8 protein-coding genes are annotated in these 14174 nt (G+C 72.2%); 3 read left to right on the forward strand and 5 right to left on the reverse strand.

Going from position 1 to position 14174, the window contains the following annotated elements:
• Positions 1–185: 185 nt before the first annotated feature.
• Both ACFZDI_RS05600 and ACFZDI_RS05605 read right to left on the reverse strand, forming a co-directional pair.
• On the reverse strand, positions 186–4667 hold the full coding sequence (locus tag ACFZDI_RS05600) for an FtsK/SpoIIIE domain-containing protein (protein WP_391247889.1): 4482 nt from the start codon (positions 4665–4667) through the stop codon (positions 186–188).
• A gap of 98 nt (positions 4668–4765) precedes the next feature.
• Entirely contained in the window at positions 4766–7162 is a 2397-nt protein-coding gene (locus ACFZDI_RS05605; protein ID WP_391247891.1) for a PQQ-binding-like beta-propeller repeat protein, read from the reverse strand.
• A gap of 213 nt (positions 7163–7375) precedes the next feature.
• Here ACFZDI_RS05605 and ACFZDI_RS05610 point away from each other — a divergent pair, with 213 nt between their 5' ends.
• Positions 7376–7951: a hypothetical protein gene (locus tag ACFZDI_RS05610; protein ID WP_391247893.1), complete on the forward strand. Its 576-nt coding sequence runs from the start codon at positions 7376–7378 to the stop codon at positions 7949–7951.
• Here ACFZDI_RS05610 and ACFZDI_RS05615 read toward each other — a convergent pair.
• Both ACFZDI_RS05615 and ACFZDI_RS05620 read right to left on the reverse strand, forming a co-directional pair.
• On the reverse strand, positions 7866–9641 hold the full coding sequence (locus ACFZDI_RS05615) for a protein kinase (RefSeq protein WP_391247895.1): 1776 nt from the start codon (positions 9639–9641) through the stop codon (positions 7866–7868). The genes ACFZDI_RS05610 and ACFZDI_RS05615 overlap by 86 nt on opposite strands.
• Positions 9642–9733: 92 nt before the next feature.
• A complete protein-coding gene (locus ACFZDI_RS05620) occupies positions 9734–10582 on the reverse strand; it encodes a menaquinone biosynthetic enzyme MqnA/MqnD family protein (protein WP_234850941.1) in 849 nt (282 codons plus the stop codon).
• A gap of 321 nt (positions 10583–10903) precedes the next feature.
• Between ACFZDI_RS05620 and ACFZDI_RS05625 the strand changes: the two genes are divergently transcribed.
• Together ACFZDI_RS05625 and ACFZDI_RS05630 are read left to right on the forward strand one after the other, a co-directional pair.
• On the forward strand, positions 10904–11107 hold the full coding sequence (locus ACFZDI_RS05625) for a cold-shock protein (protein ID WP_004984723.1): 204 nt from the start codon (positions 10904–10906) through the stop codon (positions 11105–11107).
• Positions 11108–11298: 191 nt separating this feature from the next.
• The gene (locus tag ACFZDI_RS05630; RefSeq protein WP_391247898.1) at positions 11299–11952 is read left to right on the forward strand and encodes a methyltransferase domain-containing protein; all 654 of its coding nucleotides are present in this window, start codon (positions 11299–11301) and stop codon (positions 11950–11952) included.
• 274 nt (positions 11953–12226) lie between these two features.
• Here the strand turns inward: ACFZDI_RS05630 and kstD are convergent, their stop codons facing one another.
• The gene (gene kstD, locus ACFZDI_RS05635; protein ID WP_391247900.1) at positions 12227–14008 is read right to left on the reverse strand and encodes a 3-oxosteroid 1-dehydrogenase; all 1782 of its coding nucleotides are present in this window, start codon (positions 14006–14008) and stop codon (positions 12227–12229) included.
• Between the last annotated feature and the right edge of the window lie 166 nt (positions 14009–14174).

The following is a 14174-nucleotide window of genomic DNA, read 5'->3' on the forward strand; positions in this document are numbered from 1 at the left end:
GCACCGCGGCTCTGGCTGTCATCTGCCTCGGTCTCGCCACAGCAGTGACCTGGCGTCGTATCTGGGTCCTTCGCACGTTCGGCCCGGAGAAGCCACCCGCCTTGTCGACAGGGGGCAAGTCCTAGCCCGTGTCAGCAACCGATACGTGGGGGCTCCCGCTCGCTGAGCGGGAGCCCCCGCGTGGGCTACGCGTTCATCACAGCCTGCACCGGCACAAACGCCCCTCCGCTCACGAACAACCCGCTCCCCGCTGCCCCGCCCCCGCTGTTCGCAGGAAGTCGGATGCCGAACAGTTCGCCGTCCGAGGAGCTCTGTGGTGTCAGCAGCAGGCCGTTGCGGGACTTGCGGGCCTCGACCGCGAAGCCACGGTACTGGCTGGACAGCGAGTCCGTCGTGCCGGCGGCGAGCAGGCCCACACCGCCGTCGGCCCCCTTGCGAATGACCTCTTCCAGCGGCTCGTCCAGCGGCGCGTCGTAAAGGAGTTCGGCGTCGTCGACCACAACGACGTACGGCCGTCCGTCGAGCTGATCCTGGATCTCCTCCAGGTCGTCACCCGAGCTGTCCGCGTTGAGCATGCCGAGCACACCCTCGCGTCCCTCGAGGTCGCGCAACGGGGACCGGCGAGGCGTCACGACCACCAGCGGTGTACCCGCGCGCAGAAGCGACTCGGCGGCGCACAGCAGCGCCGTGGAGCGGCCGGACTTCGGCGGGCCCGCGATGACGAAGCCGGGTCCGTTCTCCTCCAGGTCGATCCCGATGGGGTGCAGTTCGTCGCCACCCACGGCGAGCAGCGCCCACAAGGACGACGGCGCGACGAAGTCCGGGTCCAGGGCCATGGCCTCCGACGCCGTGATGCGCGCGGGCAGCGCGTCGACCCGCAGCGGGCGGCGGCCCGCCGGCACGCGGCCGTAACGGGATCGCGCCTCTTCGGCGATCTCGCGGAGCGCACGGACCTGGGCCTGGCCGGCGGGGTCCTGCGCCAGCAGCCCGATCTGCGTCTCGTCCACGCCGGTGTCCGTGATGCGCAGGGCGCGGCCGGGCGGCATGTTCTTGGGGACCTCACGGGCCTGCAGACCCGCGGTGGAGTAGTCGTTCGGGTCGGCGAAGCGCATGACGAGACGGTCGGAGAAGGCCGAGGAGACGTGACCACTGAGGCCACTGCGGTCGGCCGTCATGACGACCTTCAGACCTGCTGCCGAACCCTCGCGGAACAGTCGCTGGGCCGCTTCCAGCAGCTGACCGTAGTTGTAGTTCTCGAAGGTCGACGCGAACCCCTCCCAGCTGTCCAGCAGCAGCACCATCCAGGGCAGGCGCTCTTCGGGAGCGGCACCCGCTCGCTGTTCCGCCGCGCTCGACGCACCCTCCATCGCCAGCAGTTGCTGTCGGCGGGCGACCTCCACCTGCAAGCGCTGGATCAGCCGGCGGGCCCGGTCCGGCTCGTCGCGGGTCACGACAGCGCCCACGTGCGGCAGACGCACCAGTGGCAGCAGGGCGTTGGAGCCGCAGTCGATGCCGTAGACGTGCACGTCCAGCGGGGAGGTGTTCCGGGCCAGGGAGCCGGCCAGAGTACGAAGAGCCGTCGAGCGACCGGAGCGGGCGCCGCCGAGCAGCAGGGTGTGCTCGCCGTGCACGAGGTCCAGGGACACGGGCACGCGGCTCTGCTGCGCCGGCAGGTCGACCAGGCCGTACGGGATGGGGGCCACGTCGGCACCCGGGGCGGCCGGTGCACCACCGTAGGCGGACAGTTCGTCGAGCGTGACGGATTCCGCCAGCGGCGGCAGCCACGGGCTGCGCTGCTCGCCGAAGCCCATCCGCTCCGCGCCTTCGCGTACCGCGTCCACCAGGACGGCCAGGTCCGTGACCATCGTGCCGTCGTCCTCAGCCTCGTCGCGCTTGGGCAACGGACGGGCATAGGCGTTCCAGGGCAACGGGATCAGCGTGGCCTTCGGGCCCGTCTGGCCCGTGGCGGGGCGGCGGCCACCGATACGGGCCGACTGCACGCCGACCAGCGACTGGGCACCCGAGCGGACGTACATACGGCCCGGCGTCGACTTGGCGATCGCGCCCGAGTCCGGCGCGTCGATGACATCCATCGACTCGGCGGCGTCCGTCACCCGCAGTGCGATGCGGAGGTTGGTGTTGGCGCGGATGTCGGCGCTCACCACACCCGCGGGGCGCTGGGTTGCGAGGATCAGGTGCACGCCGAGCGAGCGGCCCCGGCGTGCGATGTCGACGAGGCCCGCGATGAAGTCGGGCAGCTCGGCGACCAGGGACGCGAACTCGTCGATCACGAGCACCAGCCGCGGCATGGGCTCCAGTTCGGGGCGGAGCTTGCGGGTGTCGTTGTAGTCCTCGATGTCCTTGGCGGCGGCGTCGAAGAGGATCCGTTCCCGGCGGTGCAGTTCGGCCGCGAGAGAGGCGAGGGCCCGCTCGGTCAGGTGGGCGTCGAGGTCGCTGACCATGCCGACGGTGTGCGGCAGGCGGGCGCAGTCCATGAACGCGCTGCCGCCCTTGTAGTCGATGAGGACGTAGTTGAGGGCGTCGGGGCGGTTCGCCACCGCGAGCGAGGCGATGATCGTCTGGAGGAGCTCGGACTTACCGGCACCCGTCGTACCGGCGACCAGCGCGTGCGGACCGTCACGGCGGATGTCCAGGACGAACGCGCCGTCGGCGGCGAGTCCGATGGGTGCGGCCGTGGTGGAGCCACCCGCCTGCCAGATGCGTTCCACGTCGGTGCCCGCCGGGTTGGGCATGTTCAGCAGGTTCAGCAGCCGGGCCGAGGTGGGCAGCGCGGAATCGGCGTCGTCGCGACTGACGTCGCGGACGGGGGCGAGGGAGCGGGCCAGGAGTTCGCACCACTCGTACGGCACCTGGTCGGCCAGGACGTCGCCGACCGACTCGAGGCCGTAGCCGCGCACCCGGACGTGGTGGGCCGCGTCCGGCGACCAGGCCACGACGGCCTTGCACTCCTCGGGGAGCAACCGCTCGTCCTCGTCGATGCAGAGGGCGAAGATGCCGTACTGCGGGCCCTCCGTGAGGAGTTGGGGTACGCCCGGTACCCGGCGCAGCAGCCGTGCTCCGTCCAGGATCAGGAGCACGTTGGCGTCGGGATACAGCTGGCCCGTCATGTTGTGCTGCTCGCGGGCCGCCTTGCGTCGAGCCAGTTCATTGAGCAGTTCGTTGACCCGGCGGCTGATGCCTTCCGAGTCGAAACCGACGAGGGCGACGCAGTCCTGCCCCTCGTCGGGGTTGGTGTGCGGCAGCCAGTGCGCCCAGTGCGACTCGGCGCCGGCGGCGGGTGTGGCGGCCAGGGAGACCAGTGACAGGTCGCGGGGGCTGTGCAGCACGGCGGCCTGCACGCTGAGCCAGCGCGCGGTGGCGAGCGCACGGGCGCGGTCGCCCGCGATGCCGACCACGCCGAGCCGGGCGAAGGGCAGGGTGACGGGGACGTCGGGAAGGACCGGCGGCTCCGGGGGCTCCTCGTCGTGCGCCGAGCCGCCCCGCGCGAAGACGAGCTCCACGTCGGAGGGCAGGGCGCCGAGCCCGATACGCAGTTGCATCGCGTCCGGGTCGGTGAGCCGGCGCTCCCAGAGGCGGCGGCGGGGTCCGGTCGCGAAGAGCAGGATCTCCGCCGGGTCGGGATTGTCCTCGCGGCGGGCGCGCTGCTCTTCCTTGCTGAGGGCGACGAGTTCGGACTCGTGGGCCGCGAGGTCCTTCTTGTACTGCTTGAGAGACGTCCTGTGCTTCTTCTTCCCCTCACGGTTCTCGCTGATCCACTGGCCCAGCATCATGAGCGGGCTCATCAGGCAGAACAGCAGCATGTAGATCTGCTTGGTGAAGAAGTACATGGCCAGCCCGAACAGCATGGGCATGAACGCCATGATGAACTGGAAACGGGCCCGTTCCCCCTTGTTGGGCGGCACCGGCACGGCCAGCCGCCGCCGAGGCCGCAGCGGCGACAGCCGAGGGGGGCGGTTGTAGGCGAGACCGCCTTCGCTCATCAGGGACAGATGCGCGTCCGGCTCGGCCACCTTGTCGAGGACCAGCAGCGAGTCGCCCACCCGAACGACGCCGCCCAGCGGCCAGGAAGTCCCGGCCGTCACCGTGTCGTCGTTCAGCCGGACATCGGCGGCGGTGTGCTCCGGCGTGAGGGTGACGTTGCCCTGGAGGTCGATGGTCAGCCGGAGGGCGACCGCCGGCAGTGAGGCGTCCGGCAGGGGGAGCGAACAGGTGGGGGCGGATCCGGCGGTCGCCGCGCCGACGCCCAGCCGGACCACGCGCCCCGAGCCGGGACCGCCCGCCACCCGCAGTTCGTACTGCCCGACCGGCTCGCCCTTGCGCAGCAGCGGGCCTATCGAGGGGTCGACGGAGACGCGCATGCCGTCCCGCAGAACGCCGGCCGCCGGTGCCGCGGGATCGCACAGCTCACCGTCTGCCCACAGCACGGGCGCCCCGGCCACCGCCGTCCCGTAGCCCGGCAGCGAAGCCAGTGAGGTCCCTGGCATGGCCACGACGTTCCGCGGCTCTGCCCCCTTCGGGTCGACGCCTTGTCCGACGGACTGCGCCAACACCTCCGCGACGTCACCTGCCGTGGCGGTGTCGTCGGTGGTGATGACGACGTCCTCCGGCTCACCGCCTTCGCGTACGACCGTGACCAGCGTCCGCATGATGGTCGTCCTCCCCGTCGGCCCCTGTGGCCACGTGCGTTGACTTCAGCTGAGGGAGACTATGGCAGTCCCCGGTGTCGCGCCCCGGCGCCCCGGCGTCACACCGCCGGCATCGCGTAGATCTCGGGTCCGTTCGTCACCAACAGTCGGTTTCCTGCCGTGGCGATCTGCCACGGGGCGCCGGAATCCTTGTCGTCCGTCCAGGTCCAGCGCACTGTGCCGGTCTTGGCTTCCAGGGCGATGACGCCTCCTGACAGGGGCCCCGCGGCGCAGTACAGCGTCGTGCCGACGCGCACGAACGTCCCCGGCCCGCCTCGGTTCTGGTCCTCGCAGAGCCAGATCCGCCGGTGCGTCTTCACGTCGACGGCCCAGATGCCGCGGTCGTAGTCACTGACGTAGAGCACACCGTCGATGACGGCCGGGTTGTTGAAGCCGCGTCGGCCCTCGGGGGAGAGCGTCCAGCGGGTGCGGCCGGTTTCCGCGTCGACCGCTGTCAGCCTCTCGCCGGGCAGGAAGACGAGGCCGTTCGCGACCGTGGGCTGCCAGGCCCAGTCGTCGCCGATCTTCTGCGTCCACAACTGGTCGCCGGTCGCGGTGTCGCGCACGGTGAGGTTGAGGTTGGAGTCCGCGTAGACGAGGTACTTGCCCGAGACGGTGCCCTGGACGTCGTAGTCCCGCGTGCCCCAGTCGCGGTGCTGCACCCACACCTTCCTTCCGGTGCTGTGGCTGATCGCGGCGATGGCGGTGCGGTAGTCGGTGGCGCTCCGGGCCTGTGCGTAGTCGGTCGCCGTGACGTACACGTTCTTGTCGTCGATGGCGATGGTGCTCTCGATGCCGAGTTCCTTGCCCAGCCGGCTGCGCCACACCTCGTCGCCGGTCTTCACGTCGCGCGCGACGAGGACTCCCTCGGTGCCGCTGTCGGTGAGGAAGACCTTGCCGTCGTGGAACAGAAGCGGAGAACCGGGGGCGCAGACGTCGGGCTTCGACCAGCGGGCTTTGCTGGTCTTCACGTCGTACGCCACCAGAGGGTCGCCGCTGACCAGGAGCAGGCCGTCATGGACGAGGAGCGGTACGTCGGTGGTGGTGCTGTCCTCCGCCGCTGTCTCGTGCCACAGGGGTTGGGGGGCGACTCCCGCCGGCGGGGTGGTGAAGTTCTCCTCGACGGGTTGGGCGGAACCGGCGCCGTTCGTGCCGGTCGTCCCGTCCGCGGTGTCGTCCTTCCGGCCGAGCCACCAGGCGGTGCCGCCACCCGCCAGCGCAACGGCGGCCGCACCGCCGAGCGCGAGACCGAGGACGCGGCGGCGGGAGGGGGCGGTGGCGGTGGTGGCAGCGGTGGAAGCCGGCCCCGAGGCGCCGGGGTGTCCTTGAGCGCCGTGGCCGGGCGGGGGCGTCCCGTACCCGGGGGTGGGAAGGCCGCCCGGCGGTGTGCCGTAGCCGGGGGCAGGCGTTTGCCGGGCGGCGGCCACGGGGGCGCCGCCGTATCCCGGAGCCTGCGGATACCCGTAACCCGGGGTCGGTGTGCCCGGTGGCTGCGGTGTCCCGGCCGTCATCGCCGGTGCGGGCCCGAAGGACGCGGCGGCCGTGGGCTGCGGCTGCTGCGGTGCCTCCAGGTCCAGGATGCCGGCCGCATGCGTGGCGATCGTCGAGGCCACCGCCGACGGCAGCCAGTCGCTGAGGACGCCCTCGACCCCCTGTGGGGCGAGCGCCGCCACGATGTCGGCCGGTGCCGGCCGTTGCGTCGGATCCTTGGCGAGGCATGCCCGGACGAGGCCCAGGAGTTGCTGCGGTACGCCCTCGACGTCGGGTTCACCGTGCACGACCTGATACAGCAACGAGGCGTGCGAGACGGTTCCGTGGCCGAAGGTGCCCCGGCCGGTCGCGGCGAACGCGATTACGGCGCCCAAGGAGAAGACGTCACTCGCCGTACCGATGTTCTCGCCCAGCGCCTGTTCCGGTGACATGTAGCCGGGAGAGCCGACCACGACTCCCGTCTGAGTCATACGGTTTCCGTCCACGGCCCGCGCGATGCCGAAGTCGATGACGCGCGGACCGTCGGCCGCCAACAGGACGTTCGACGGCTTCATGTCCCGGTGGATCAGCCCGGCCGCGTGCACCTCCTGGAGGGCGGCGGCGAGACCGGCGGCCAGTGCCCGGACGGTGCGCTCCGGCAGCGCGCCGTGGGCGGCGACCACGTCCGTCAGGTCCGGGCCGAGCACGTACGACGTGGCCAGCCAGGGCAGGGGCGCGTCCGGGTCGGCGTCCACGACCGGGGCGGTGAAGCGGCCGGAGACCGCCTTGGCTGTCTCGACCTCGTGCCGGAAGCGGTCGCGGAAATCGCCGTCGTCGGCGAGGTCCGGACGTACGACCTTCACGGCCACCGTACGGCCACCGGGCGAACGGGCAAGGTACACACGGCCCATGCCGCCGGCGCCGAGTCTTCGTAGCAGCCGGTAGGTGCCCAACTCCACTGGATCGTCCGGCTGCAGTGTCTCCATGGTGGGCCTTCCCGGCGCAACGCCCAGCTGTGGCGCGTCAGTCGTGTCTGATGGTGTTCGCTATCGCAGACACAGTAGTGAGCGCCTGAAACAGCGTGAGGGGTAGGGGCCGTGAGCGGGAGTTCGACGAGGCCGAAGCGGAGGAAGGCGGCCGGGCCCGCCCTGCGGTACGAGCACCGACCGGGCCGTCCGCGTCCGTCTGCTCTTCGCCGGGTGAAGTTCAGTGCCGGGGAGCGCCTGTTCGGCTGCATGGTGCTCCCCGGCTTCGTCCTCCTCCTCATGCCGCTGGTCCTCTTCGACATGTACTGGGGCCACGGGCTCTGGGGCGACCTCGCTCCCGCGTGGCCCGGTGGTGCGTATGCCGTCGCGGGCACGGTCGGTTTCCTGGTGCCGCTCGTCTTCCTCGCCTGGGTGGCGCCGCTGACCAGGATGAACTGGAAGAAGAGCAAGGCGCGTTCGCTGGGTTGGGCGGCCGCCTCGCTGCCGGGGCTGGCGGCGGGGTACCTGGTCGTCGGGGTGATCGAGACGACCGTACGGCCCAAGCGGCGCCGCAACTGGGACGGTGACTGCTTCGGCGAGGGTGGCCCCTGCTGGGTACACGTGCACTACCCGTGGCTGTGGGTCGTCGGCCTCGTCGCCACCCTCGCCTCGGCCGCGCTGCTGATCACCCTGCTGGTCAAGCTGAGCCGCCGGACCGCCCCGCCTACCCCACCCTCGACATCCGAGCCCGAGGCCGTCCCGACTCCTCGCTCTCCGACTGGTAGTGCAGGTCGTCGCCCACCGGCTTGAAGTGGACGGTCGTCTTCGCAGGGTTGCAGCCGCTGTGGTTGGTCTTCGCGCCGACCGACGTCGCGACGAGCTCCTTCTTCGTCACCTGCTTCAGGGTGAGTACGTCGACGCAGACGCCGCCGATCGGGTCGGTCTGGCGGAGCCTGCCCAACTCCTGGCCGACCGCGGCCCGTTCGACCGTGATGCGGAACGTGCCGAGGGGAAGGCTGCCGTCGAGGGCGACGCCCTGGCCCTCCCAGGTGCCGAGGTACGCCGCGGGCACCGCACCCGCTGAGGGGGCGGAGCTCGCGGTCGCCGCCGGGGGCGCGTCGGAGCCGCTGCTCGAGTCCGCGTCGTCCTGGCCGCCGTCCCGGCCCGGCAGCAGGTCGAACACGACGACCGATCCGATCGTCACGGCCGCCATCGCCCCCGCGACCGCCAGCGCCACGGAGCAGCTCAGCCTGCGCACCCGCCCGCCGCCCTCGCCGTGCGGTGCGGACGTCGCCGCGACGGAGACGGTGACCCTGCCGGGGCGGCGCCCTGACGTCGGGGCGTTGTCCTCCGGGTGGCCGCCGCCGTCCCGGGGTTCGGGTACGGCGGCATCCCGGGGTGCCGGTGCCCGCAGGAGCCCCTGCGCCTCCGCCGTCACAGAGACACCGGGGGGCTCGGGCGGCATCCGCGACGGCATCACCGGCGGCGGTCCGAACACCCCCGGCCCTTCACCCCCGGTCGTCCCCGGCGTCACCCCCACCGAGGGGCTGCTGAAGCCGACCGGCCCGGACGGGCCCCCGGCCCCCACGTCCGCCCCCGCCTGCGTCGCCTCCAGGTTCAGCAGTTGCACCGCGCTGCGGCTCACCTGCTCCACCAGCGCCCCCGGCAGCCACCCGCCCGTCACCAGCCGGGCCGCGCCCTCGGGGGCCAGGCGGCGGGCCAGCTCGGCCGGGGCGGGCCGCGCCGCCGGGTCCTTGGCGAGGCACTCCGCCGTGAGGCTCCGCAACTCACCGTCGAGCAGACCGAGTTCCGGTTCCTCATGGACGACCTTGTACAGCAGGGCCGCGGAGGAGTCCCCGGGGAAGGGCGGCTCGCCGGTCGCCGCGTACGCGAGGACCGCGCCCAGGGAGAAGACGTCGGCCGCGCCCGTGACGCCCTTGCCCAGGATCTGCTCGGGCGACATGTAGCCGGGCGAGCCGATGGACACACCGGTGGACGTGAGGGACGCCGTGCCGTCGGTGGCCCGGGCGATCCCGAAGTCGATCAGCAGGGGGCCGTCGAGGGTCAGCAGGACGTTCGACGGCTTCACGTCCCGGTGCACCAGCCCCAGCTCGTGCACCGCCGCCAGCGCCTCGGCGAGTCCCGCCCCGAGAGCCCGTACCGTGTGGGCCGGCAGCGGACCGCCGTCGGCGACCGCGGACGACAGGGACGGGCCGGCCGCGTACGCCGTCGCCACCCACGGCACCCGCGCCCCCGGGTCGGCGTCGAGGACGGGAGCCGTCCAGGCCCCGCCCACCCGGCGCGCGGCCTCGACCTCGCGCCGGAACCGCGCCCGGAACTCCTCGTCCAGCGCGAAGTGCGGATGCACGATCTTCACGGCGACCGTGCGGCCGCCGGCGCTGCGGCCCAGGTAGACCCGGCCCATGCCGCCGGAGCCCAGCCGGCCGAGCAGCCGGTAGGGCCCCACGACGGTGGGCTCGTCGACGTCGAGCGGCCGCATGGGCGTCACCCCTCCCCCGAGGGCAGGCGGGGACGGCTCCGGTCCCGGTACGCCTGCACTCCCAGCAGAGTAGTGCGGGGGCACCGCCCGGCTCACGGCTGGAGCAGGTTCACCTTCACGTTCGCCGGGAAGCCGGTCGTCGGGCCGACCCGCCGCGCGAACTCGGCGACCGCCTCGAGCTGCGGGCCGCCGAAACGGAAGTCGAGGGTCGTGAAGTAGCGGGCCAGGGTCGCCTCGTCGAATGCCTCCCAGCGGGCCGCCTGCTCGGCGACCTTGGCCACCTCCTCCAGGGAGAGGTTGCGGGAGTCGAGGAAGGCCTCGTGCACCCGGCGGGTGATGACCGGCTCGCGCTCCAGGTAGTCGCGGCGGGCCGCCCAGACCGCGAAGACGAACGGCAGGCCCGTCCACTCCTTCCAGAGCGTGCCGAGGTCGTGCACGTCCAGACCGAAGCGCGGCCCGTCGAGCATGTTGGCGCGCAGCGCAGCGTCGCCGATGAGGACGGCGGCGTCGGCCTCCCGCATCATCAGGCTCAGGTCGGGCGGGCAGGTGTAGTAGTCCGGCTGGACGCCGTAGCGCTCGGCGAGGAGCAGCTGGGCGAGGCGGACGGAGGTGCGGGAGGTCGAGCCGAGGGCGACGCGGGCGCCGTCCAGCCGGTCGAGGGGGACCTGCGAGACGATCACGCACGACATCACCGGGCCGTCGCAGCCGACGGCGATGTCGGGGAAGGCCACCAGGTCGTCCGCGTGCTTGAGGAACTCGACGAGAGTGATCGGACCGATGTCGAGTTCGCCCTGCACCAGCTTCTCGCTGAGCTTCTCGGGGGTGTCCTTGGAGAGCTCGAAGTCGAGGAGCGTGCCCGTTCTCGCAAGCCCCCAGTACAGGGGCAGGCAGTTCAGGAACTGGATGTGGCCGACGCGCGGCCGGGTGCGAGGATTGTCCACATCGTGAGGCTAGCCCTCACGGCGCACGGACCGGCGCACACCCCCGGGATCGGGGCGTGGCCGGCAGCGGGGGGCCGTGCCGCCAGTCGGCCGAGGGATGTTCAAACATTCGGGTGACGTGATCTTGACCCCTATTGCATTCCACAGCCTGCGTGCTAGGCTCGTCGCAAGTTGCAGTTTGGTTTCCCTTGCAGTACAGAGCCTGCGGAGCATGTGACCGCGGGCTCTCGTCATTCTCAGACATATGCACTTGTGCAGAATTCATCTTCACACTTGCTGGTTCTGGAGCAGGGCAACCCTTTTTGAGCCCAAGGAGGGCTTATGGCTACCGGAACCGTTAAGTGGTTCAACGCCGAAAAGGGCTTTGGTTTCATCGCCCAGGAGGGCGGCGGCCCCGACGTCTTCGTCCACTACTCCGCGATCAACGCGACCGGCTTCCGGTCCCTCGAGGAGAACCAGCAGGTGTCTTTCGACGTCACGCAGGGTCCGAAGGGCCCGCAGGCTGAGAACGTCACGCCGGTCTGATTTGCAGTAACCCAAGGAGCCCCGCGCCGCAAGGCGACGGGGCTCCTGCCCTTTCCGGGTGCTTCCCCTTCCGGGCCCTTCCGCCCGATGAGTCCGATGAGTCCGATGAGCCTGATGAATTCTCGGCGAATTCCAGCGGTAGGGCGTCCGTACCCGGCCTGACCGTCTTCACCGCGCTAGGGTCTCCCGCCATGACCGCCACCCCCGACTTCGTTACCGAGACCCGCACCTTCTACGACACCGTGGCCGAGGAGTACGCCGTCCACTTCGGTGACCTGCGCCCGGGGACGCCCCTGGACCGGGGCGTGCTGTACGGCTTCACGGAGCTCGTGGGCGAGGGCGGTGAGGTCGCCGACCTGGGCTGCGGGCCCGGCCGGGTGACGGCGTACCTGGCCTCTCGGGGGCTGTCGGTGTTCGGCCTCGACCTGTCGGAGTCGATGCTGGCGATCGCCCGGCGTGAGCATCCGGGGCTGCGGTTCGTGCGGGGCTCGATGCTGGAGCCGGACCTGCCGGACGGCTCGCTCGACGGTGTCGTGTCCTGGTACTCGATCATCCACACGCCCGAGGAGCACCTGCCCGCCCTCTTCGCCGGTTTCCACCGCGTCCTGCGGCCCGGCGGCCATCTCCTCCTCGGCTTCCAGTGCGGTGACGAGCCGCGCCGCTACGAGGAGGCCTTCGGCCACGCCGTGTCCCTGACCTTCCTGCGGCGCCGGCCGGAGCAGGTGGCCGACCTGCTGCGCGCCGCCGGGTTCACCCTGCGGGCCACGACGGTGCGGGAGCCGGACGAGGAGCGGGGCGAGCCGGTCGCCCAGGCGAGCCTGGTGGCCCGCAAGCCGGCGGAGTAGCACCGGCAGGGAAAGCCGGCGGAGCAAGGCGGCGGGGCACGCCTGCCGAGCAGACCCACGGGATGCGGCTGTGGAATGCGGCGGGCCAGCCGCCGCGCCTCGCCGCAGCCCCACGTGCGATGCCCCGGGCGGCTCGGTGACCGGCCCCGGATGCCCCCGCGCACCGCGACCGGCTCACGCTCAGCCCCCGGGCGCACCGCGACCGGCTCACGCTCAGCCCCCGGACCGCCCTCGCCACCACGCCCCCGCCCGGCACCCCACAAGCCCCCGGCGGCTACAGCACCCCCGCCGCATCCCTCGCCGCGATGTATCCGAACGTCATGGCCGGGCCGATCGTCGAGCCCGCGCCCGCGTAGCTGTGGCCCATCACGGCCGCGCTGGCGTTCCCCGCCGCGTACAGGCCAGGGATCACCGAGCCGTCCTCGCGCAGCACCCGGGCCCTGGCGTCGGTGCGCAGGCCGCCCTTCGTGCCGAGGTCGCCGGGGACGATGCGGAAGGCGTGGTACGGGGGGAGCCAGAGGGGCGCGAGGCAGGAGTTGGGGAGGACGGAGGGGTCCGTGTAGTAGTGGTCATAGGCGCTGTCGCCCCGGTGGAAGTCGGGGTCCACCCCGTGGCGCGCCTGGGCGTTGAAGCGGTTCACGCTGGTGCGCAGGGCCGCCGCGGGCACGCCGATCGAGGCGGCCAGCGCGTCCAGGGTCCACTCCTTGTGCGCGGCCCCGGAGTCGTACCAGGCGTCGGGGAAGGGCAGGGTCGGCAGGACGTCCTTGAAGAGGTACCGGTTGCGGTAGTTCTGGTCGACGACGAGCCAGCACGGGATGGCCGGGTCGGTGTCGTGGACGTCGTACATGGTGTGCACGACGTCGCTGTAGGGGGCGGCCTCGTTGACGAAGCGCCTGCCCGCGCCGTTCACGAGCAGTCCGCCGGGCAGGGTGCGTTCGGCGAGGCAGAAGTACGGCTGTCCCGGGAGGGGGATCGCCGGGCCCCACCAGGCGTCGTCCATCAGGTCGAGTGCCGCGCCCAGCCGCTCCCCCGCCCGGATGCCGTCGCCGGTGTTCTCCTTCGCGCCGACGGTCCACTCCGTGCCGATGGGCTGCCGCTGGAAGCGCTGCCGCATCGCCGCGTTGTGCTCGAAGCCGCCCGAGCCGACGATCACGCCCCGGCGGGCGCGGACCAGGCCCGGAGCGCCGTCGCGGGTGACGACGGCTCCCGTCACCGTGCCGTTCTCGACGTGCAGGTCCGTCAGGGGCGTGCTCAGCCAGACCGGCACTCCCGCGGAGCGCAGGCCGGCGCGCAGACCCGCCGCCAGCGCCTGGCCCATCGTCAGGGGCTTCTGGCCGAGCGTCGCCGCCTTCACGCCCCGGGCGAGACACTGGGCGGCGACCGCCGCGCCCCGGGCGTTCACGGCGGCCAGGGCGACCCACTTGTAGTCGGCGCTGAAGACGACCATGCCGGTGGGGACGTCCATGTACGGCGGGTTGAGGTGCGCCAGCTCGGCGCCCAGGAGGTTGCCGTCGAGCTGGTCCGGTTCGATGGAGCGGCCGCCCGGCAGGCCGCCGGGCAGCTCGGGGTAGTAGTCGCTGTAGCCCTCCATCCAGCGGAACCGCAGCGGGCTGTTGGCCATGACGAAGGAGAGCATCGGCGGGCCGTGGGTCAGGAAGGCCCGCTGCCGGTCGGCGGGGACGTCCGGGCCGACGACCGCGGCGAGGTAGGCGGCGGCCTGCGCGGGGGTGTCCGGCACCCCGGCGGCGAGGAGCACGGAGTTGTTGGGAATCCAGATCCCGGCGCCCGAGCGGGCGGCCGAGCCGCCGAAGGTCGGGGCCTTCTCCACGACGACGCAGCTGAGTCCCTGGCGGGCGGCCGTCAGCGCCGCGGTCATGCCGGCGGCGCCGGAGCCGACGACGACGACGTCGTACGTGCCGAGCGGGGGTAAGTCGGCCGCGCGGGCGCCCTGTCGGACTCCGGTGGCGACCGCGAGACCGGCACCGGCGGCACCGGCCAGCAGCCGTCTTCGGGACGGGGATCCGGCGGTGCCCTGGGTGTCCGTGCGTGTGGTCATGGCCGCTCCAGCCCGGCGAGAACGCGAAAGGGGTGGGGAATGTCGCGCGGGGGTCTTGCGAAGTCAAGACCCGTGCGACACCCACCACGCGTCCACCACCCGAACCCTGCGGCGGGGCGACGCCCTTCCTTCGGGGGCGGGGAACCGCGCGACCGGCCATCGGCAG

This window comes from Streptomyces sp. NPDC007907, assembly GCF_042959365.1.
Classification (GTDB): domain Bacteria; phylum Actinomycetota; class Actinomycetes; order Streptomycetales; family Streptomycetaceae; genus Streptomyces; species Streptomyces indiaensis.